Annotated in this window: 14 protein-coding genes and 1 tRNA gene; 2 read left to right on the top strand and 13 right to left on the bottom strand. The window is 64.2% G+C overall.

The genetic code is table 11. From position 1 onward, the window contains the following. Window positions 1-108 precede the first annotated feature (108 nt). From fusA to rpoB, 5 genes are all read right to left on the bottom strand, one after another. On the bottom strand, window positions 109-2,187 hold the full coding sequence (fusA, locus tag WCJ52_RS04775) for an elongation factor G (protein WP_336902161.1): 2,079 nt from the start codon (window positions 2,185-2,187) through the stop codon (window positions 109-111). A 96-nt stretch (window positions 2,188-2,283) separates the two neighbouring features. Next, the gene (gene rpsG / locus WCJ52_RS04770) at window positions 2,284-2,757 is read right to left on the bottom strand and encodes a 30S ribosomal protein S7 (protein WP_336902160.1); all 474 of its coding nucleotides are present in this window, start codon (window positions 2,755-2,757) and stop codon (window positions 2,284-2,286) included. A 12-nt stretch (window positions 2,758-2,769) separates the two neighbouring features. Beyond that, entirely contained in the window at window positions 2,770-3,141 is a 372-nt protein-coding gene (gene rpsL, locus WCJ52_RS04765) for a 30S ribosomal protein S12 (protein ID WP_056018026.1), read from the bottom strand. 624 nt (window positions 3,142-3,765) lie between these two features. Further along, window positions 3,766-7,959, bottom strand: a complete 4,194-nt coding sequence (gene rpoC, locus WCJ52_RS04760) for a DNA-directed RNA polymerase subunit beta' (RefSeq protein ID WP_336902159.1) — start codon at window positions 7,957-7,959, stop codon at window positions 3,766-3,768. An 89-nt stretch (window positions 7,960-8,048) separates the two neighbouring features. Continuing rightward, complete coding sequence (gene rpoB / locus WCJ52_RS04755) at window positions 8,049-12,119, bottom strand: DNA-directed RNA polymerase subunit beta (RefSeq protein ID WP_336902158.1); 4,071 nt, start codon at window positions 12,117-12,119, stop codon at window positions 8,049-8,051. 243 nt (window positions 12,120-12,362) lie between these two features. Here rpoB and WCJ52_RS04750 point away from each other — a divergent pair, with 243 nt between their 5' ends. After that, window positions 12,363-13,670, top strand: coding sequence for a serine hydrolase (locus tag WCJ52_RS04750; RefSeq protein WP_336902157.1), 1,308 nt, complete (start codon window positions 12,363-12,365; stop codon window positions 13,668-13,670). A 42-nt stretch (window positions 13,671-13,712) separates the two neighbouring features. Here the strand turns inward: WCJ52_RS04750 and rplL are convergent, their stop codons facing one another. The 8 genes from rplL to WCJ52_RS04710 form a co-directional block, all read right to left on the bottom strand. Further along, a complete protein-coding gene (gene rplL, locus WCJ52_RS04745; protein WP_336902156.1) occupies window positions 13,713-14,096 on the bottom strand; it encodes a 50S ribosomal protein L7/L12 in 384 nt (127 codons plus the stop codon). Window positions 14,097-14,147: 51 nt separating this feature from the next. Beyond that, window positions 14,148-14,663 carry a 50S ribosomal protein L10 gene (rplJ, locus tag WCJ52_RS04740; RefSeq protein ID WP_336902155.1) on the bottom strand — a complete coding sequence of 172 codons (516 nt, stop codon included), beginning with the start codon at window positions 14,661-14,663 and terminating at the stop codon, window positions 14,148-14,150. Window positions 14,664-15,013: 350 nt separating this feature from the next. Continuing rightward, window positions 15,014-16,210 (bottom strand): acetyl-CoA C-acetyltransferase, encoded by a 1,197-nt coding sequence (locus tag WCJ52_RS04735; RefSeq protein ID WP_336902154.1) that lies wholly within the window; start codon window positions 16,208-16,210, stop codon window positions 15,014-15,016. 276 nt (window positions 16,211-16,486) lie between these two features. Further along, window positions 16,487-17,176, bottom strand: coding sequence for a 50S ribosomal protein L1 (rplA, locus tag WCJ52_RS04730; protein ID WP_336902153.1), 690 nt, complete (start codon window positions 17,174-17,176; stop codon window positions 16,487-16,489). A 3-nt stretch (window positions 17,177-17,179) separates the two neighbouring features. Next, window positions 17,180-17,611, bottom strand: a complete 432-nt coding sequence (rplK, locus tag WCJ52_RS04725; protein WP_336902152.1) for a 50S ribosomal protein L11 — start codon at window positions 17,609-17,611, stop codon at window positions 17,180-17,182. A 113-nt stretch (window positions 17,612-17,724) separates the two neighbouring features. Next, a complete protein-coding gene (nusG, locus tag WCJ52_RS04720) occupies window positions 17,725-18,288 on the bottom strand; it encodes a transcription termination/antitermination protein NusG (protein ID WP_336902151.1) in 564 nt (187 codons plus the stop codon). 8 nt (window positions 18,289-18,296) lie between these two features. Then, the gene (secE, locus tag WCJ52_RS04715) at window positions 18,297-18,638 is read right to left on the bottom strand and encodes a preprotein translocase subunit SecE (protein WP_336902150.1); all 342 of its coding nucleotides are present in this window, start codon (window positions 18,636-18,638) and stop codon (window positions 18,297-18,299) included. Between the two features lie 42 nt (window positions 18,639-18,680). After that, window positions 18,681-18,756: transfer RNA gene (locus WCJ52_RS04710), tRNA-Trp, on the bottom strand. A gap of 193 nt (window positions 18,757-18,949) precedes the next feature. On the opposite strand from WCJ52_RS04710, the gene WCJ52_RS04705 reads away from it, so the two are divergent. Continuing rightward, entirely contained in the window at window positions 18,950-19,858 is a 909-nt protein-coding gene (locus WCJ52_RS04705) for a beta/gamma crystallin-related protein (RefSeq protein WP_336902149.1), read from the top strand. The last annotated feature ends 74 nt before the right edge of the window (window positions 19,859-19,932 follow it).

The raw sequence follows: 19,932 nt of genomic DNA, 5'->3' as shown, positions 1-19,932 counted from the left end.
CAATCGTGCCAATGTTGCAGTGCGGCTTGTTACGTAGGAATTTCTCTTTGGCCATCTCAAGCTCCGGCCCGCTATGGGCCTGTCCTCTAAACTGGGGTTGGTGCGGGGTTAGGCGAACTTCTTAATCACTTCGTCGGCGACCGCTTGCGGCACCGTCTCGTAATGGTCGTACTGCATAGTAAAGTTTGCTCGGCCCTGCGAGAACGAGCGCAGGGTGTTGATATAGCCGAACATGTTGGCGAGCGGAACGAAGGCCGTGACAACCTGGGCGTTACCCCGGGTCTCGGTGCCCTGGATTTGCCCCCGGCGGCTGTTCAAGTCGCCGATCACGTCGCCCATGTACTCATCCGGAGTCAGGACCTCGACCTTCATCACCGGCTCGAGCAGGCGCGGAGCGCCCTTCTCCCGGAGTTCCCGGAAGGCTGCGCGCGCGGCGATTTCGAAGGCCAGGACGGAGGAGTCCACGTCGTGGTAGCCGCCGTCGTAAAGGGTCGCCTTGAAGTCGATCAATGGGAAACCGGCTAAAAGGCCGTTTTCCTTGGCCGATTCCAGGCCCTTCTGTACGCCGGGGACGTATTCCTTCGGAACGGAACCGCCAACGACGGTGCTCGCGAACACGAAGCCCGAGCCGGGCTCACCGGGCTCGAACTTGATCTTGACCCGGGCGAACTGGCCGGTACCGCCGGTCTGCTTCTTGTGCGTGTAGTCGATATCGGTGGGCCGACTGAGGCTTTCCCGGTAGGCCACCTGAGGGGCGCCGATATTGGCTTCGACCTTGTAGGTGCGCTTCAGGATATCGACCTTGATGTCGAGATGTAGCTCGCCCATGCCCCTCATGATGGTCTGGCCGGACTCCTGGTCCGTGAACACCGTGAAGGAGGGATCCTCGGCAACCATCTTGGCCAGAGCGACGCCCAGCTTTTCCTGGTCGGGCTTGGACTTCGGCTCGATGGCGATCTCGATGACGGGTTCCGGGAAGATCATCTTCTCCAGGATCACCGGCGACTTGGTCGGGTCGCACAGGGTGTCGCCCGTGCGGGTGTCCTTGAGGCCCGCCAGGGCGACGATATCGCCAGCGTAGGCTTCCTTGATGTCTTCGCGGTTATTAGAGTGCATGAGCAGCATGCGCCCGACCCGCTCGCGCTTGTCGCGCGTCGAATTGAGCAGCCCCATACTCGACTCCAACTTGCCAGAATAGATCCGGCAGAAGGTCAGCGAGCCCACGAACGGGTCATCCATGATCTTGAAGGCCAGGACCGACAGAGGCTCATCATCAGAGGCCCTGCGCACCACAGGCTCCTCGGTCTTGAAGTCCAGGCCCGGGGTCGGGGGAATGTCCACCGGCGACGGCAGGTAATCAACGACGGCGTCGAGAAGGGGCTGCACGCCCTTGTTCTTGAAGGCGGAGCCGGCAAGGATCGGATAGAAGGCACCCGAAAGCACCGCCTTGCGGATACAGTTCTTGATCACCGTTTCCGAGGGCACCTCACCGCCGAGGTAGGCCTCCATGGCCTCGTCGTCCATCTCGACGGCGTTCTCGATCATGTAGTGGCGGGCTTCCTCGGCCTTGGCGAGCATGTCGGCCGGGATATCCTCGTCGTGGAAATTGGCACCTAGGCCCTCGGACTCCCAGACCACGGCCTTCATGCGAACCAGGTCGACGATCCCGCGCAGGGTGGATTCAGAGCCGATTGGAAGCTGGATCGGGACGGCCTTGACGCCAAGCCTCTCACGGATGGTGCGAACGCACATTTCGAAGTCCGCGCCGATCTTGTCCATCTTGTTGACGAACACAATGCGCGGGACGTTGTAGCGGTCAGCCTGGCGCCAGACCGTCTCGGTCTGGGGTTCCACGCCCTGATTGCCGTCAAGCACCGCCACGGCCCCGTCCAGCACCCGCAGCGAACGCTCCACCTCGATGGTGAAGTCCACGTGCCCCGGAGTGTCGATAATGTTCAGGCGGCAGCCGGACCAGAAGGCGGTGGTGGCCGCCGAGGTGATAGTGATGCCCCGTTCCTGTTCCTGCTCCATCCAGTCCATGGTGGCCGCGCCGTCATGGACTTCACCGATCTTATGGCTCTTGCCGGTGTAGAACAGGATCCGCTCGGTCGTGGTCGTCTTGCCCGCGTCGATGTGGGCCATGATACCGAAGTTACGGTAGTCTTCGACTTTGTGAATACGGGGCATGGCGGGCGCTCAGCTAGAGGGGCGTCGGTGTCTTGCAAGAACGGCGCGAGAGGCTTTGAGGGCCCCCGCGCCGGTAACTATGGAAATCCGCAGGACTTACCAGCGGTAGTGAGAGAAGGCCCGGTTAGCCTCGGCCATCTTGTGTGTGTCCTCGCGCTTCTTGACCGCAGTCCCGCGGTTGGAAGACGCGTCCAGGAGTTCCCCGGCCAGTTTCTCCGTCATGGTGTTCTCACCGCGCTTGCGAGCGGCAGTCACCAGCCAACGGATGGCCAGAGCCTTGCGGCGATCCGGACGGACTTCGACCGGCACCTGATAGGTCGCACCGCCAACCCGGCGGGAGCGAACCTCGATGCCCGGAGCGACATTGTCGAGGGCGGCATGGAAGGTCTCAAGGGGACCCTGATCCTTGCGCTTGGACTCCAGGATGTCGAAGGCACCGTAGAGGATGTTCTCGGCGACAGCCTTCTTACCTTCGTACATGACGTAGTTCATGAACTTGGTGACGGTCAGATCGCCAAACTTGGGATCTGGCAGGACTTCGCGCTTCTCTGCGCGGCGGCGGCGGGACATGGACTCGTCTCCTTACTTCGGACGCTTGGCGCCGTAGAGCGAACGGCGCTGCTTGCGATCCTTCACCCCTTGGGTGTCGAGAACGCCGCGCAGGATGTGATAGCGGACACCCGGAAGGTCCTTCACCCGGCCGCCGCGAATGAGCACCACGGAGTGCTCCTGCAAATTGTGGCCTTCGCCAGGGATGTAGCAGACCGCTTCGATGCCCGTGGTCAGGCGCACCTTGGCGACCTTCCGCAGGGCCGAGTTGGGCTTCTTCGGGGTCGTTGTATAGACCCGCGTGCAGACGCCGCGACGCTGCGGGCAGCCCTTGAGGGCCGGGACCTTGTTCCGCGAAGGCTTATCTTGCCTAGGCTTGCGGATGAGCTGATTGACTGTGGGCATTTATTCTCTGCTGTGGAGGCGTGTGCCGTTTGGCCGCGGCGCCTCATGAGGGTTCCAATTACGAATTCGATCCGGGGCCAGGACCTCTGAACGCAAAAACTCGCCGGCGCGAAGACGATCGCACCGGCGGGTTCGCCACCACCCCGGAGGGCGACGACCGTTCATCGGTGACCAGGACGACTCCCTCCTGGCCTCGAAAGAGCGCGGTTCATACTCGTAAGGCCCGTCGGCGTCAACGGCGCCCCGGCGCAGGCCCCGACGCCAGTCGAATATATCGAAGATGTCGAAGGAGTCCGCGTCCCCTGTCGTAGGGATGATGCCGATCCCCGCCCTCAGTCTCGCTGCGATAGGTGCCCGTCTCCCGCCCTGAGGCCCAACTTGCACGCCCCTGGTCTTCGCGGCTTCGCCCGGCCCAGAAGCAGGGCGCTGCCCGCCGGTTTTATCCCCTCAAGGGAAAGGGGCGACACGCTTGCGCATGCCGCCCCCAGGTTCTCAGGCTTGGTTCTGCGGCCTAGAGCCCGTTCCCTTCAGATGGAGCGTCTGAAGGGGCAAAACAGGCTCTAAGTCCATATCGTTAGATCCTGTTTCGATCCGATAACCGGTTCCCACTTATCGGAACAGGATCTAGAGGCCGAGACCCTCCTCCTCGGCCTCTACGGCTATGACCTCCGGAAGCGGCTCCATGGCCTCCTCCCGGCTCGCGCTGAGAGCGGCGTCGCGGCGCGCCGCAACCCGCTGCAGGCCACGGAGGAAGGATCCCGTACCCGCCGGGATCAGACGACCCACGATCACGTTTTCCTTCAGGCCCTCGAGGGTGTCCGTCTTGCCCTGGACAGCAGCCTCGGTCAGCACGCGTGTCGTCTCCTGGAAGGAGGCGGCGCTGATGAAGCTGCGGGTCTGGAGTGAGGCCTTTGTGATCCCGAGCAGGACCGGCTGGGTGATCGCCGGACGTCCACCACGGGCTTCGGCCTTGGCGTTCTCCTCGTGGATGTCCGTCATATCGAGGTGGTCGCCCCTGAGAAGCCCGGTGTCCCCGGTCTCGAGGATCTCACCCTTCTGGAGCATCTGACGGACGATGGTCTCGATGTGCTTGTCGTTGATGGGCACGCCTTGTAGCCGATAGACCTCCTGAATCTCGTCGACTAGGAATTCCGCCAGCGCCTCGATCCCCAGAATCCGGAGGATGTCATGGGGATCAGGATTGCCGTCGATGAGGTATTCACCCTTGCGGATGACATCCCCATCGTGGACGGCGATGTGCTTACCCTTCGGGATCAGGAATTCGACGGCTTCGCCGCCATCCTCTGGGGTGATCTTGATCCGACGCTTGTTCTTGTAGTCGCGACCGAACTCGACCCGGCCATCCATCTCCGCGATCACCGCGCAGTCCTTAGGCCGGCGGGCCTCGAACAGCTCGGCCACCCGCGGAAGACCGCCGGTGATGTCGCGGGTCTTGGCACTCTCGGTCGACACCCGGGCCAGGACTTCTCCAGGCCGGATTTCGTCCCCATCACCCACCGACAGAATGGCGCCCACCGGGAGAAGATAGCGCGCCTCCCCGCCGTTCGAGAGCCGGCGATAGGCACCCGTCTCGTCCAGCACCGCCATGGCCGGGCGCAGGTCGCCGCCCTTGGTTGAGGCGCGCCAGTCGACGACGACGCGGCTGGAGATGCCCGTCGCCTCGTCGGCTTCCTCTCGGAAGGACACGTTCTCGACCAGATCCTCGAAGCGGACGCGACCGCCGACCTCGGTGATGGTTGGGTTCGAGTAGGGGTCCCACTCCGTGAGGCGTTCGCCGCGCTTGACCTTTTCCCCGTCCTTAAACTTCAGACGGGCGCCGTATGGCGGCTTGTAGGTCTCGCGGTCCTTTCCATCGACCTGGACAGTCAGCACCAGGTTTCGGCTCATGCAGATCAGGGCACCGTCAGGGGCAACCACGGTGGATCCGCCAATGAGCCGAACGACGCCTGCGTTTCCAGCCTCGTGGAAGGACGCATCCTTCACCTGGGCCGTCCCACCGATGTGGAAGGTCCGCATGGTCAGCTGTGTGCCGGGTTCGCCGATGGACTGGGCGGCGATGACGCCGACTGCCTCCCCGATGTTCACCCGTGTTCCACGGGCCAGGTCGCGACCGTAGCAGGCGCCGCAGACGCCAAGCTTGGCCTCACAGGTTAGGACCGAACGCACCTTCACAGACTGGACGGCAGCGGCCTCGACGACATCAATCATGTCCTCGTCGAAATAGGCGTCTGCCGGGACGATGACATCGCCGCTGATGGGGTCGCGCACATCCTCTGCGGCATGACGCCCCAGTATCCGCGCACCCAGGGAAACGAGGACGTCGCCGCCCTCAACCACCGCCTTGAGGGTGATGCCGCGGCTGGTTCCGCAATCTTCCTCATTGATGATGCAGTCCTGGGCGACGTCGACGAGGCGACGGGTCAGGTAGCCCGAGTTGGCCGTCTTCAGCGCGGTGTCGGCCAGGCCCTTACGGGCCCCGTGGGTGGAGTTGAAGTACTCCTGGACCGTCAGGCCTTCCTTGAAGTTCGAGATGATCGGGGTCTCGATGATCTCACCCGAGGGCTTGGCCATAAGACCGCGCATTCCGCCCAGCTGCTTCATCTGGGCCTGGGAGCCACGGGCACCCGAGTTGGCCATCATGAAGATCGAGTTGATCTCCCCTTCCCGACCCGAGGCGTCTTTCTCGGCAGTGGAAATCTCGGCCATCATCTCGTCAGCGACGCGATCGGTGGCCTTGGCCCAGGCGTCCACAACCTTGTTGTACTTCTCGCCCTTGGTAATGAGGCCGTCCGCGTACTGCTGCTCGTATTCCTCGACCAGCCTGCGGGTTTCCGCAACGATAGGCTTCTTCCTCTGCGGGATGATGATGTCATCCTTGCCGAAGGAGATGCCGGCCTTGGCCGCCTCGCGGAAGCCCAGCCCCATCATCTGGTCGGCGAAGATCACCGTCGCCTTCTGGCCGCAGTGCCGATAGACGGTTTCGATCAGGTTGCCGATTTCCTTCTTGGTGAGGTTCTTCTCGAGAAGGCGGTGCCCGACGGCGGGGTGCTGTGGGAACAGGGCGACGATCTTCATCCGACCCGGTGTGGTGTCGATGACCCTGCGCTCTAGGACTCCATCGGCGTTCATCTCGAAGTGGCGGGCCTTGATCTTGGTATGAAGGGTAACGACCCCTGCATCGAGGGCGGCGTCGATCTCGCCCAGGTCAGCGAACAACTTCCCCTGACCGGGTTCACCGTCCTTGGCCAGCGACAGGTAATAGAGACCCAGGACGATATCCTGGGACGGGACGATGATCGGACGACCGTTGGCGGGCGATAGGATGTTGTTAGTCGACATCATCAGGACGCGCGCCTCCAGCTGAGCCTCAAGGCTCAGCGGGACGTGGACGGCCATCTGGTCGCCGTCGAAGTCGGCATTGAAGGCTGCGCAGACCAGCGGATGCAGCTGGATGGCCTTGCCCTCGATCAGCTTGGGCTCGAAGGCCTGGATGCCAAGACGGTGCAGGGTCGGGGCCCGGTTCAGCAGGACCGGATGCTCGCGGATGACCTCGTCCAGGATATCCCAGACCGCAGGCTGCTCGCGCTCGACCATGCGCTTGGATTGTTTGACGGTTCCCGAAAGACCCTTGGCGTCAAGGCGCGCATAGATGAACGGCTTGAAGAGTTCGAGCGCCATCTTCTTGGGCAGGCCGCACTCGTGGAGCTTCAGCTCCGGACCGACCACGATGACCGAACGGCCGGAGTAGTCGACGCGCTTGCCCAGGAGATTCTGCCGGAACCGGCCCTGCTTGCCCTTCAGCATGTCAGCGAGGGACTTCAGCGGCCGCTTGTTTGCACCGGTGATCACCCGGCCGCGGCGGCCGTTGTCGAACAGGGCGTCAACAGACTCCTGCAGCATCCGCTTCTCATTGCGGATGATGATGTCCGGGGCCCGGAGCTCCATCAGGCGCTTGAGGCGGTTGTTCCGGTTGATGACCCGGCGGTAGAGATCATTGAGGTCGGACGTGGCGAAGCGACCGCCGTCCAGGGGCACAAGCGGGCGAAGGTCCGGCGGAATGACGGGGACTACCGCAAGGACCATCCACTCGGGGCGGTTCTTGCTCTCGATGAAGCTCTCTATGAGCTTGAGACGCTTGGACGTCTTCTTGAGCTTCATTTCCGAGGTGATCGTGAGGAGGTCCTCACGCAGCCGGTCGGCTTCCTTAGGCAGGTCGATCGCCTTCAGAAGGCCCTGGATCGCCTCAGCGCCAATCTCGGCGGTGAAGCTGTCATCGCCAAACTCCTCCTGAAACCGGATGTGGTCGTCCTCCGAGAGCAGCTGGTGCATCTTGAGGGGCGTCAGGCCGGGCTCGGTGACGATGTAATACTCGAAGTACAGGACCCGCTCGATGTCCTTCAGGGCCATGTCCAGCATCATGGAGATGCGGCTGGGCAGGGACTTCAGGAACCAGATGTGAGCAACCGGGCTGGCCAGTTCAATGTGGCCCATGCGCTCGCGACGGACGCGGGCAAGTGTCACCTCGACGCCGCACTTTTCGCAGATGATGCCCTTGTACTTCATCCGCTTGTACTTGCCGCAAAGGCACTCGTAGTCCTTGGTCGGACCGAAGATGCGGGCGCAGAACAGGCCATCGCGCTCCGGCTTGAAGGTCCGGTAGTTGATGGTCTCGGGCTTCTTGATCTCCCCAAACGACCAGGACCGAATCTTTTCGGGGCTGGCGAGGGCGATGCGGATCCGGTCGAAGGTCGGGGCGGCCTGGACCGGGTTGAAGATATTCAGGACTTCCTGGTTCATGGGTCTTCCAGTTCGTCAGAGATTCCGGAAGCGGATCGGGAGGGGCTGACGGCCCCTCCCCCCGCGCTGGCAAGGGAGGCGGGCGGGCCTCAGGTGTTCTCGAGTTCCACGTTGAGGCCGAGGGAGCGCATCTCCTTGACCAGCACGTTGAAACTCTCGGGAATGCCCGCCTCGAAGGTGTCGTCGCCGCGGACGATGGACTCGTAGACCTGGGTCCGGCCAGCCACGTCGTCGGACTTCACGGTCAGCATTTCCTGCAGGGTGTAGGCGGCGCCATAGGCCTCGAGTGCCCACACCTCCATTTCCCCGAAACGCTGTCCGCCGAACTGGGCCTTGCCGCCCAGGGGCTGCTGGGTGACCAGCGAGTAGGGGCCGATGGACCGGGCGTGGATCTTGTCGTCCACCAGGTGGTGCAGCTTCAGCATGTAGATATAGCCCACCGTCACCGGCCGCTTGAACTGCTCGCCAGTCTGGCCATCGTACAGGATCGACTGCCCTGAACGATCAAGGCCAGCGGTTTCCAGCAGGTTCTCGATGTCCTCGATGTGGGCGCCGTCAAACACCGGCGTCGCAAAGGGAACACCCTTTGAGAGATTGCGGGCCAGCTCGACCAATTCCTCATCAGTCTCCGGAAGCTCCTGGTCAGGGCCGTAAATGCCCTTCAGGTGATCAATGAGAGCCTGCCTCTGTCCGCCGTTGCGCCAGGCCTCCAGGACCTCGGCGATCTGGCGTCCGAGCCCGGCGGCGGCCCAGCCGAGGTGGGTCTCGAAGATCTGGCCGACGTTCATACGGCTGGGCACACCCAGGGGATTGAGCACGATGTCGACGTTACGGCCATCCCCGAGATAGGGCATGTCCTCGATCGGCAGGATCTTGGAGATGACCCCCTTGTTCCCGTGACGGCCAGCCATCTTGTCGCCAGGCTGGAGCTTTCGCTTCACGGCCACGAAGACCTTGACCATCTTCATCACGCCAGGAGGAAGCTCGTCCCCACGCTTGAGCTTTTCGACCTTGTCGTCAAAGCGGCGGTCGAGGCGCTTGCGGGCTTCGTCGAACTGCCGACGCATTGCCTCCAGTTCGCCCATGGCCTTCTCGTCGTCCAGGGCGATCTGCCACCACAGCCCCGGCGAGACGTCTTCAAGCTTACCGGCGGTGATCTCGCCGCGGCTCACGCCCTTGGGACCGGAGACGGCGACCTTACCGGTCAGCAGGGTGCGAAGACGACCGGTCATGTTCCGGTTCAGGATAGCGAATTCGTCGTCCCGGTCCTTACCCAGGCGTTCGATCTCGTCGCGCTCAATAGCCTGCGCCCGCTCGTCCTTGTCGACGCCGTGCCGGTTGAAGACCCGGACCTCGACCACCGTTCCAGCGACGCCTGGCGGCAGCCGCAGGGAGGTGTCGCGCACGTCAGAGGCCTTTTCGCCGAAGATGGCGCGCAGGAGCTTTTCCTCCGGCGTCATCGGGCTCTCACCCTTAGGCGTGACCTTACCGACCAGGATGTCCCCAGGCAGGATCTCGGCACCGATGGCGACGATGCCAGCCTCGTCGAGGTTGCGGAGCGCCTCCTCGCCGACGTTGGGAATGTCGCGGGTGATTTCCTCTGGCCCGAGCTTGGTGTCGCGGGCCATGACCTCGAATTCCTCGATGTGGATCGAGGTGAAGACGTCATCGCGAACGATCCGCTCTGAGATGAGGATCGAGTCCTCGAAGTTGTAGCCATTCCAGGGCATGAACGCGACCAGGACGTTCCGGCCGAGGGCCAGTTCGCCGAGGTCGGTCGACGGTCCATCGGCAATCACGTCGCCGGTGGCGACCCGGTCGCCCACCCTTACCAGCGGGCGCTGATTGATGCAGGTCGAGGTGTTCGAGCGCTGGAACTTCTGCAGTCGATAGATATCGACGCCAGACTTCGAGGGATCGCTCTCCTCGGTCGCACGGATCACAATCCGGGTACCGTCGATTTGTTCGACAACGCCGGTCCTCCGGGCGACGACCACGGCTCCAGAGTCCACGGCGACAATGCTTTCCATGCCCGTGCCCACGAGGGGCGCGTCCGACTGGATCAGCGGAACGGCCTGCTTCTGCATGTTCGAGCCCATCAGGGCGCGATTGGCGTCGTCGTTCTCGAGGAAGGGGATCAGGGAAGCGGCCACCGAGACCACCTGCATGGGCGACACGTCCATCAGATCGACATCGGCCTTGGGGAGCAGCGAAGGTTCGCCGTTGATCCGACCCGGGACCAGGTCCTCGACGATCTCTCCGTTCTCAATCTTGATGTTGGCCTGGGCGATGACGTGCTTGGCCTCTTCCATCGCGGACATGTAGACCACCTCGTCGGTGATCCTACCGTCCTTAACCCTGCGGTAAGGGCTCTCAATGAAGCCGTACTTGTTGACCACTGCGTGCGTCGCAAGCGAGTTGATCAGGCCGATATTGGGGCCTTCTGGCGTTTCAATGGGGCAGATCCGGCCGTAGTGGGTCGGGTGCACGTCGCGCACCTCAAAGCCGGCGCGCTCGCGGGTAAGACCGCCGGGGCCGAGGGCCGAGAGGCGCCGTTTGTGGGTGATTTCCGACAGCGGATTGGTCTGGTCCATGAACTGGGAAAGCTGGGACGAGCCGAAGAACTCGCGCACGGCAGCTGCCGCCGGCTTGGCGTTGATCAGGTCGTGCGGCATGACCGTGTCGATGTCGACAGAGCTCATGCGCTCCTTGATGGCGCGCTCCATGCGCAGCAGGCCGACCCGGTACTGGTTCTCCAGCAGTTCCCCCACCGAACGCACCCGGCGGTTGCCGAGGTTGTCGATGTCGTCGATCTCGCCGCGGCCGTCCCGAAGGCCGACCAGGGTCTTAAGGACCGCCAGGATGTCATCCTTGCGAAGCACGCGGACGTCATCTGGGCAATCCAGCTCCAGTCGCATGTTCATCTTCACGCGGCCGACTGACGACAGGTCGTAGCGTTCAGAGTCGAAGAACAGTGACTTGAACATCGCCTCCGCCGCCTCGACAGTCGGGGGCTCGCCCGGGCGCATGACCCGGTAGACATCGAACAGCGCATCTTCCCGGGCGGTGTTCTTGTCGACCCGCAGGGTGTTGCGGATATAGGCCCCCATGTTCACGTCATCGACGTCGAGAAGGTCAAAGCTGGAGAAGCCCTGGGCCTCAAGTTCAGCGATCACGCCGGGGTCCAGTTCGTCACCCGCCTCGGCATAGATCTCGCCTGTTTCCATGTTGACCAGGTCCCGGGCCATATAGCGTCCCGATAGGGCCTCTGGCGGCAGCAGAAGGCTGCTCAGGCCGGCATCCGCAAAGCGCTTGGCATTGCGGGCGGAGATCTTCTGGCCGGCTGGCGCCACCTCTTCCCCGGTCTCTGCATTCACCAGGGCGAAATCGGGCTTCACGCCCCGCCAACGGTCCGGACGGTAGGGGGTGGTCCATCCCCCTTCACGCTTCTGGCAGGTCACCGTGTCATAGAAGGTCCCGAGGATCTCCTCGCCGTCCATGCCCAGGGCCATCAGGAAGGTCGTCGCTGGCAGCTTCCGGCGCCGGTCGATACGGACAAAGACCACATCCTTGGCGTCGAATTCAAAATCCAGCCATGAGCCGCGGTAGGGGATGACCCGGGCGGCGAACAGCAGCTTGCCCGAGGCGTGGGTCTTGCCCTTATCGTGGTCGAAAAACACGCCGGGCGAGCGGTGCATCTGCGAGACAATGACGCGCTGGGAGCCGTTAGAAACGAAGGTGCCCTTCTCGGTCATGAGCGGGATGTCGCCCATGTAGACGTCCTGCTCCTTGATGTCCTTGACGGACCGCGCGCCGGTTTCCTCGTCGGTTTCAAACACGATCAGACGGAGCTTGACCTTCAGCGGAGCGGCGAAGGTCATGTCGCGCTGGACGCACTCCTCGACGTCGTACTTGGGCTCCTCGAACTCGTAGGAGACGTACTCCAGCACCGCGCGCTCATTGAAGTCCTTGATCGGAAACACCGACCGGAAGACCGCTTCCACGCCCTCATCCCGACGATTGCCCACGGGGGTCTCACGTTGCAGGAACTGCTCGTAGGACGAACGCTGGACCTCAATGAGGTTTGGCATCTGGACGGCTTCGGGGATGCGGCCAAAGGACTTGCGGATCCGCTTCTTGCCGGTGAAGGACTGAGCCATTGTCTACCCTTGAACCGCGCGCGGGAGGTCCCCGTGCGCTGGAATCTGTTTCCTGGCGTCCACCCTCGAACCTCCGTGTTACCGGAGACCGGACGCTGGAAGCCCCCTTTACGCCGGGGGCGTTCCCTCGCACGGCGGGAGGGCGAAATGCCGTGCCTCGGAACCTAGGCGTTCGAATCCTCTGGCCATGACCAGCGGATTCGCGAGTGGCGGGGAATAGGCGATCGTGAGAAGAAAAGGAAGATGCCTGCGAAAGAATTCGGCCGAAGCCCCTTCGACACCCGCCAACACTCCGCGGTTGCCCTCCCCTCCCGACGCCTCATCGCGGCGGTGAGTGCCGCCGGCGTGGCGGCGAGCCTGGGCAAGGCAACTGCCATGGCAGGTCCCCCAGGGCCCAGCTTCGGGCCCTGCAGCGGGATCATCGCATCTTCGCCCCTGACGCGGTTCACCCAGGTCCGTGGCGAGACCGGAGATGGCCGCGCCTTCCGGTTGGACCGTCCTTTCAGGATCGCTTCCGTCTCCAAGCTGATGGCGGCCCGAGTTATCGTCCCTATTGCTCAGGCGCTGCCAGACGGCCTGGAAGCGGATGTCTCTGATCACCTCGGTTTCCGTCTCCGGCGACCCGCCTGGCCAGACCATCCGATCCGACTACGCCACCTCCTGTCCCACACCAGCGGACTCCGGAATGGTCCCAGCTATCCGGTTCCCGCCGGGCGGCGCCTGGTCGAGGCCTTCACGCCGGGCGCGCGCAGCTATGACGCTGGGGCCTGGTTCGGACCCGACGCCTTTCCGCCGGGCAAGCGATTCGGTTACGCCGACGTCAATTACGCCCTCCTCGCCCAGTGGGCAGAGCAGGTTACCGGACTGCGCTTTGACCGGTTGATGCGCGAGCGGTTGTTTGACCCCGCGGGAATCGACGCCGGCTACAATTGGAGTGGGGTGACCGCCCGGGCCCGGTCTCTGGCGGCACCTGGGCTGAGATGGGAAGGCGGGACGTGGGTGGCCCAGGTCGACGCCGCACCTCCCACTTGGCCGGCACCCACCTTTCTGGCGGCGGAAGAACGGCCCGGACTGACGGATGGCGACATTCAGCCTGGCGAAAACGGCTTCGCCTTCGCGCCCCAGGGCGGACTTCGGATCAGCCTTGAAGGTATGGACAGGCTGGCCAGGCTCTTCCTCGCCGACCCCGGGCCCATGTCCAGGATGGAGGTTCCCGCATGGCGTATCGGACCTGGGGGCGCGGATGACGAGGGCGGCGTCTTCCAGGCGTATGGCCTGGGCGTACAGGTCCTCACAGGCAGGCGCGGCCCGGAAGGCGACGCCTTCTTCGGCCCGGATTCCGCTGACTGGCGTGGTCATCTTGGCGACGCCTACGGCTGGATGACCGGCCTGTTCTGGAATCGCCGGACCGGGGAGAGTCTCGCCTGGGCGCTGAACGGAATGCCCGAGACCGACCGACCCGCAGGCCGCCGGACCGTGCTGACATCCCCGGAAGAGGATCTCATCGCCCTTGGCCTCTCGGCACTCGGACGCAAAACGGGCCCGGGGTGATCCCCGGGCCCGCCTGATGTGACGCGAAGTGGCGCCGTCCGACTACTTGATCTGGACGCTGGCGCCGGCTTCCTCGAGCTTCTTCTTGACCTCTTCGGCCTGCTGCTTGGAAACGTTCTCGACCACGTTCTGGGGCGCGCTTTCCACCAGGTCCTTGGCTTCCTTCAGGCCAAGGTCCGGACGGATGCCGCGGACTTCCTTGATGACGTTGATCTTCTTGTCGCCGCCACCGGTCAGGATAACGGTGAACTCCGTTTGCTCTTCGACGGCTTCGGCGGGAGCACCAGCGCCCGGTGCCGCGGCGGCAACGGCGACGGGAGCGGCGGCCGAGACGCCCCACTTTTCTTCGAGCAGCTTGGAAAGCTCGGAGGCTTCCAGGACGGTCAGGGCGGAGAGGTCTTCAACCAGCTTTTCAAGCTTGGACATGGGTAGGTTTCCTTGGGATCAGTGGATGAGGGGATTTTCGGAAAGTGACGGTCAGGCGGCATCCTTGGCGGCGTACGCGCCGAAGACACGAGCGAGCTGGCCGGCCGGAGCCTGAAGCACGCCGGCGATCTTGGTCGCGGGTGCCTGCACGAGCCCGATGAGCTTGGACCGCAGCTGGTCCAGCGACGGCAGGAGGGCCAGGGCCCCCACGCCGGCGACGTCCAGAATGGTCTCGCCCATGAACCCGCCGCGGATGGCAAGCTTGTCGTTTTCCTTCGCGTACTGGCTGGTCACCTTGGCGGCGGTCACCGGGTCAGGTGCGAAGGCGATGGCGACGGGACCGGCGAAGAGGGCATCGCCCGCCTCACCAAGGGATCCGGCCAGAGCCTTCTGTGCCAGGGTGTTCTTGACCACCTTGAAGTGGGCGCCTTCCTTGCGGAGGCGTCCGCGAAGTTCCGTCATTTGCGCAACAGTCAGACCCAGGTTGTGGGTCACGACCACGGCGCCGGCACCTGCGAAATCGCCCTTGAGCGCTTCGATGGTCACCTGCTTTTGAGCGCGGTCCATTGCGGTCTCCATACTCGGAAGCGGCTTCGGGACGATTCCCGGAACCGTACGCGCGCCCGCCGGCCCGAAAGGACCCTTGGGCGACCTGTCCGTGTGAGAAGCCGCGGCGCCGGTCCGCGGCAAGCCGCCGGCCGGTCATCCTCATCTTCCCGTCTCCCTGCGATTCCGGAGGGGCTCCCCCGGCGATTACGGTACCGGCGACCCCGGCACCCCGCAGTTCTTGGACAGGATCGGGGGCGGACCCCCGAACCCGCCGCCTCCCGAGGGAGGGGCGAAACTCTAGAAGGCGCGGTGGCTACACGATGCGCCGCCGCATGGCAAGGGCATCGACGCCATCGACACTCCGAGGGTCAGGGGCGCTCGAAGATCGCCGCAATGCCCTGGCCGCCTCCGATGCACATGGTCTCCAGGCCATAGCGACCCTGCCGGCGGTCAAGCTCACGCAGCAGGTTGGCGAGGATCCGCCCGCCTGTGGCGCCGATGGGATGGCCGAGGGAAATCCCAGAGCCATTCACATTGAGCCGGTCGCGGTCATCCCAACCCCAGCCGCGCAGGACGGCCAGCACCTGCGGGGCGAAGGCCTCGTTCAGCTCGACGAGGTCGATGTCGTCCCAGGACATGCCGGTGCGGGCGAACAGTCGCTCCACGGCAGGAACCGGGCCGATCCCCATGCGCGACGGGTCGCACCCCGCCGCCGCCCAGCTGACGAACCAGCCCATAGGATCGAGATTGAGCTCGGCGAGCTTGTCCTCGGCAACCACCAGGCAGGCTGCAGCTGCATCGTTCTGCTGGCTGGCGTTGCCGGCAGTGACCACACCGCCCTTTTCGATGGAACGCAGCTGGGAGAGGGAGTCCGCGGTCGCCTCAGGGCGGACCCCTTCGTCCTTCGTGAACAGGATCGGGTCGCCCTTCTTCTGCTTCACCGAAACGGGAACCACCTCGTCGTCGAACTTGCCGGCAGCCCAGGCTGCCGCGGCGCGCTGGTGACTCATCGCGGCGTATTCATCGCATTCCTCGCGGCTGATCTGATAGTCGCGGGCCAGGTTGTCCGCGGTCTCGATCATCCCCGAGATCACCCCGAAGCGCTCGACGGGCTGGCTCATCACCCGGCCCCGGGCCAGGCGGTCGTGCATTGTCACCGAGCCAGCGCGGGCTCCGCTGCGCATGTCGAGGGAGTAGTATTCGACATTGCTCATGCTCTCGACGCCGCCGGCAATGACGACGTCAGCGACGCCGGTCTGGACCATCATGGCCGCGTCGATCACCGCCTGCAGTCCCGAGCCGCATCGGCGGTCGAGCTGGTAGCCGGGGACGGAGATCGGGAAGTCAGCGGCGAGGGCCGACCAACGTGCAATGCAGGGAGCCTCGCCGTTACCGTAGCCCTGGGCGAAGATCACGTCGTCCACCCGGCCGGGATCGATCCCGGTGCGCTCCACGAGGGCGCGCAGGACGACGGCCCCAAGCTCGCCGGCCGTCAAGCTGGCAAGGCTGCCCTGAAACTTGCCCACCGCGGTGCGGATCGGGCTGACGATGGCGGCACGTCTCATGGGGTGGTCCTCCAGATTGCAGGGCCTGTCCCTGCGGGGCACCGCACCATATGCTCAGCGGCGGCAGTGCCTTCCGCCTTCTTGTAATCGCGGGGGGCGTCCTGCTCAACCGCCTGCGGCGGGTCCGCGCCGGCTCGGATTAACAGGGCCTCGCCCTGCGGGTCCTCCCAGCAGGCGTCCAACCCTCACTTCCCTGCCGCTCCGACAGGCCAGACAGGAAAAGGGCGCGGAGGCATTCCCCCGCGCCCAATCCTGTGTCCGTTCAGATCCGGTGCCTCAGGCGCTGGCAGAGCCGGTGTCGACCCGGAAGCCCGGCCCCATGGTCGAGGACAGGCTGATCTTCTTGATATAAGTTCCCTTGGCACCCGAGGGCTTGGCCTTGTTCAGGGCGTCGACCAGAGCGTGCACGTTGGCGGCGATCTGCTCGTCGGTGAAACTGGCCTTGCCGATACCGGCGTGGATGATGCCGGTCTTCTCGGTCCGGAACTCGATGGCTCCGCCCTTGGCGTCCTTTACGGCCTGGCCCACGTTGGGGGTCACCGTGCCGACCCGCGGGTTCGGCATCAGGCCGCGGGGGCCCAGGACCTTACCCAGACGACCCACGAGGGCCATCATGTCGGGGGTGGCGATCACCCGGTCGAATTCCATGAAGCCGCCCTGAATACGCTCGACGAGCTCCTCAGCGCCCACGATGTCGGCACCAGCGGCCGTGGCCTCATCGGCCTTGGCGTCGCGGGCGATGACAGCGACGCGAACGTCACGGCCAGTGCCGGAGGGCAGGTTGACGACGCCACGGACCTGCTGGTCAGCGTGACGGGGATCGACGCCCAGGTTGACGGAGATCTCAATGCTCTCGTCAAACTTGGCTGTGGCGTTTTCCTTGACGAGCCGGATGGCTGCGTCGACCGGATGGGAGGCTAGGCGGTCGCCCGTCCAGGTCTTATTGCGCTTGGTCTGGGTGCTCATGCGTCAGCCCTCCACAATCTCAAGGCCCATCGAACGGGCGGAGCCCTCGATGATGCGCGCGGCCGCGTCCATATCGATGGCGTTCAGGTCCTTCATCTTCTTCTCAGCGATATCCCGCAGCTGGGTGCGGGAAATGCTGCCGGCGACATCGCGGCCAGGGGCCTTTGACCCGGACTTAATGCCCAGGGCCAACTTGATGAAGTGCGTCGCCGGAGGCGTCTTGGTGATGAAGGTGAAGGACTTGTCCTGGTAGACCGTGATGATGGTCGGCAGGGGCGTGCCCTTAACTTCCTTCTCGGTGCGGGCGTTGAACTCCTTGCAGAAGCCCATGATGTTGACCCCGCGCTGGCCCAAGGCCGGCCCGATGGGCGGCGAGGGCGTAGCGGAACCCGCGGACACCTGCAGTTTGATGTAACCCAGAATCTTCTTGGCCATTTTCTCCTCTTTGACCGGACGCCCGGTCGGTTGAGCCGTGGTACGGGGTTAGACCTGCTTCCCCTCCCACGGATTTGAAGTCCCCCGGCCGGAAGCCCGGGGACGGGTTTCAGTCAGGCGACTTTTTCGACCTGACTGTATTCGAGCTCGACCGGCGTGGCGCGTCCGAAGATGGACACCGTCACGCGCAGGCGAGCGCGATCCTCATCGACCTGTTCCACCGAGCCATTGAAGCTGGCGAAGGGGCCGTCTGTGACCCGAACGGTCTCGCCGATCTCGAAGGTGATGGTCGGCTTTGGCCGCTCGACACCTTCCTCGATGGCACCAATGATCCGGGCGACCTCTCGCTCGGACACGGGCTGGGGCTTGTTCTGGCTGCCCAGGAAGCCCGTGACCTTGGGTGTATTCTTGATCAGGTGGTAGGCCTCGTCCGTCAGCTCCATCTTCACCAGGACATAGCCAGGGAAGAACTTGCGTTCGGCATTGATCTTCCGTCCGCGGCGGATCTCCACCACGTCCTCTGTCGGTACGAGAATGTCCGAAAACCTGTCCTCAAGGCCCTGGGTGCGGGCCTGATCGCGGATCGCATCCGCCACCTTCTTCTCGAAGTTGGAATAGGCGTGGACGATGTACCACTTGTGACGCGGGTTTGCCGCGACGGGCGCCTCGGTGTTCATGACCAGACTCAACCCCCGTTTGCGAACTTGAGAACGAGCGAGAGGCTCCAGCCAAGGAACAGGTCCACCAACTGAAGGAAAACCGCCGCCAGTACGACCATGATGCCGACGAAGACCGAGGTGATCCAGGTCTCCCTCGGCGTGGTCCAGGTGATCCGCCGCGCCTCGGCGCGTACCTCACGCATGAACTGAAGGACGCCCACGCGCTTTTTGGGCGCGCCCGCCGGCCCCGTGGCCAGGGCGGAATTCGGCGCGACAGCGGCAGCGGTTCGCGCTGCACGCTCCTTCATCGCCTGAGGCTTGGAGCCCTTGTTCCTGGCCATGGCCGTTCCGTAACTCTCTCTCTTCATTTGTCCGGACCCCTTGGGCCCGAACCCTAAATAATCAGCCCGTGGCAGGAGTGGAGGGATTCGAACCCCCGGCCCTCGGTTTTGGAGACCGATGCTCTACCAGCTGAGCTACACTCCTGTGCGCCGACCCCGAGGGGCGCGGACACGCCGGTCGCGGACCCTTGCCGGGCCCGGTTCTCCGGAGCCGGCTCGTTTAGCAGCGCCTCCCCTGCTGAGCAAGGGGCGCGCGGTCTTGCGTCCGATCTCACGGTCATTCAAGGATGCGCCCGCCCGGCGAATGGTGCCGCGCCCGAAATCAGGGAGAAGACATAATGATGCGCCTTCCGGGCTTCATCGCCGCCGCCATACTGGCGTTCAGCGTCCCCTCCGGAGCCGCGGTCGCGCAGGAGCGAGGTGCGCCGCCACCGACCGGCGACTACTGGCAGACCTGCAGGAACGTCTCGACGGTCGGGTATGGACCCAACGCCATTGTGACCGCCCAGTGCCAGGACCGGTATGGGCGCTGGAACAACACCAGCCTGAGGGTTGGAAACTGCACCTACATCACCAATGTCGACGGTCGCCTCGAGTGCCGGTCCGGGGGGAACTCCGGCGGCGGCTGGAACGGGGGGACGAATGGCGGCAGGCCGCCCTACGCCCAGCCCCAGGCCACACTCTTCTCCGGCCTGAACTTCAGCGGCCAGGCCTTCGATACGAACCGGGAGTACTCGAACCTCCCGGCCTATTTCAATGACAAGGCCCTGAGCCTGCGGGTCACCGGCCGAACCGGCTGGGAGGTCTGCTCGGACGCTAACTTCCGCGGGAACTGCCAGATCCTCGACCGCGATGTCCCGGACCTGCGTCGCTACGGCCTCGGCTTCGCCATCAGCTCCCTGCGTCCGACAGACAGCCAGGGTGGAGGCTATCCCCCCCCTCCCCCTCCGCCCTGGGGCGGCGGAAACAATGGCGGAAACGGCGGTGGTTATCGGCCTTCGACCCTGGCCATGTACCCGACCGTGAACTTCGGGGGCGGAGCTTTCGAAGCCCGCTCAGAGTACTCGAACCTGCCGAGGCAGTTCAACGATACGGCCCACAGCCTCAGGATCGTCGGAGGCGGGACCTGGGAGGTCTGCGCAGACGCCAACTTCCGCGGACGCTGCCAGGTGTTCGACCGGGATGTGCCCGACCTCAACAGGTTCGGTCTGGCCGAGGCGATCAGTTCCGTCCGCCAGATCCGCTGAGCGGCCGCCTCTCCTGAAGGCGCACAGAAAAGGGGCCGCGGAGATCACTCTCCGCGGCCCCTGATTTATCCCGG

Origin of the sequence: Phenylobacterium sp. (assembly GCF_037138395.1) — a bacterium.
Lineage (GTDB): Bacteria > Pseudomonadota > Alphaproteobacteria > Caulobacterales > Caulobacteraceae > Phenylobacterium.
The sequence above is the reverse complement of the archived record's forward strand: the minus strand, read 5'-3'. Positions and strand labels throughout refer to the sequence as shown.

Excerpts from the sequence above, each read along its gene's own strand:
- fusA (WP_336902161.1), bottom strand. The coding sequence starts at position 2,187 with ATGCCCCGTATTCACAAAGTCGAAGACTACCGTAACTTCGGTATCATG.
- rpsG (WP_336902160.1), bottom strand. The coding sequence starts at position 2,757 with ATGTCCCGCCGCCGCCGCGCAGAGAAGCGCGAAGTCCTGCCAGATCCC.
- rpsL (WP_056018026.1), bottom strand. The coding sequence starts at position 3,141 with ATGCCCACAGTCAATCAGCTCATCCGCAAGCCTAGGCAAGATAAGCCT.
- rpoC (WP_336902159.1), bottom strand. The coding sequence starts at position 7,959 with ATGAACCAGGAAGTCCTGAATATCTTCAACCCGGTCCAGGCCGCCCCG.
- rpoB (WP_336902158.1), bottom strand. The coding sequence starts at position 12,119 with ATGGCTCAGTCCTTCACCGGCAAGAAGCGGATCCGCAAGTCCTTTGGC.
- WCJ52_RS04750 (WP_336902157.1), top strand. The coding sequence starts at position 12,363 with ATGCCTGCGAAAGAATTCGGCCGAAGCCCCTTCGACACCCGCCAACAC.
- rplL (WP_336902156.1), bottom strand. The coding sequence starts at position 14,096 with ATGTCCAAGCTTGAAAAGCTGGTTGAAGACCTCTCCGCCCTGACCGTC.
- rplJ (WP_336902155.1), bottom strand. The coding sequence starts at position 14,663 with ATGGACCGCGCTCAAAAGCAGGTGACCATCGAAGCGCTCAAGGGCGAT.
- WCJ52_RS04735 (WP_336902154.1), bottom strand. The coding sequence starts at position 16,210 with ATGAGACGTGCCGCCATCGTCAGCCCGATCCGCACCGCGGTGGGCAAG.
- rplA (WP_336902153.1), bottom strand. The coding sequence starts at position 17,176 with ATGAGCACCCAGACCAAGCGCAATAAGACCTGGACGGGCGACCGCCTA.
- rplK (WP_336902152.1), bottom strand. The coding sequence starts at position 17,611 with ATGGCCAAGAAGATTCTGGGTTACATCAAACTGCAGGTGTCCGCGGGT.
- nusG (WP_336902151.1), bottom strand. The coding sequence starts at position 18,288 with ATGAACACCGAGGCGCCCGTCGCGGCAAACCCGCGTCACAAGTGGTAC.
- secE (WP_336902150.1), bottom strand. The coding sequence starts at position 18,638 with ATGAAGAGAGAGAGTTACGGAACGGCCATGGCCAGGAACAAGGGCTCC.
- WCJ52_RS04705 (WP_336902149.1), top strand. The coding sequence starts at position 18,950 with ATGATGCGCCTTCCGGGCTTCATCGCCGCCGCCATACTGGCGTTCAGC.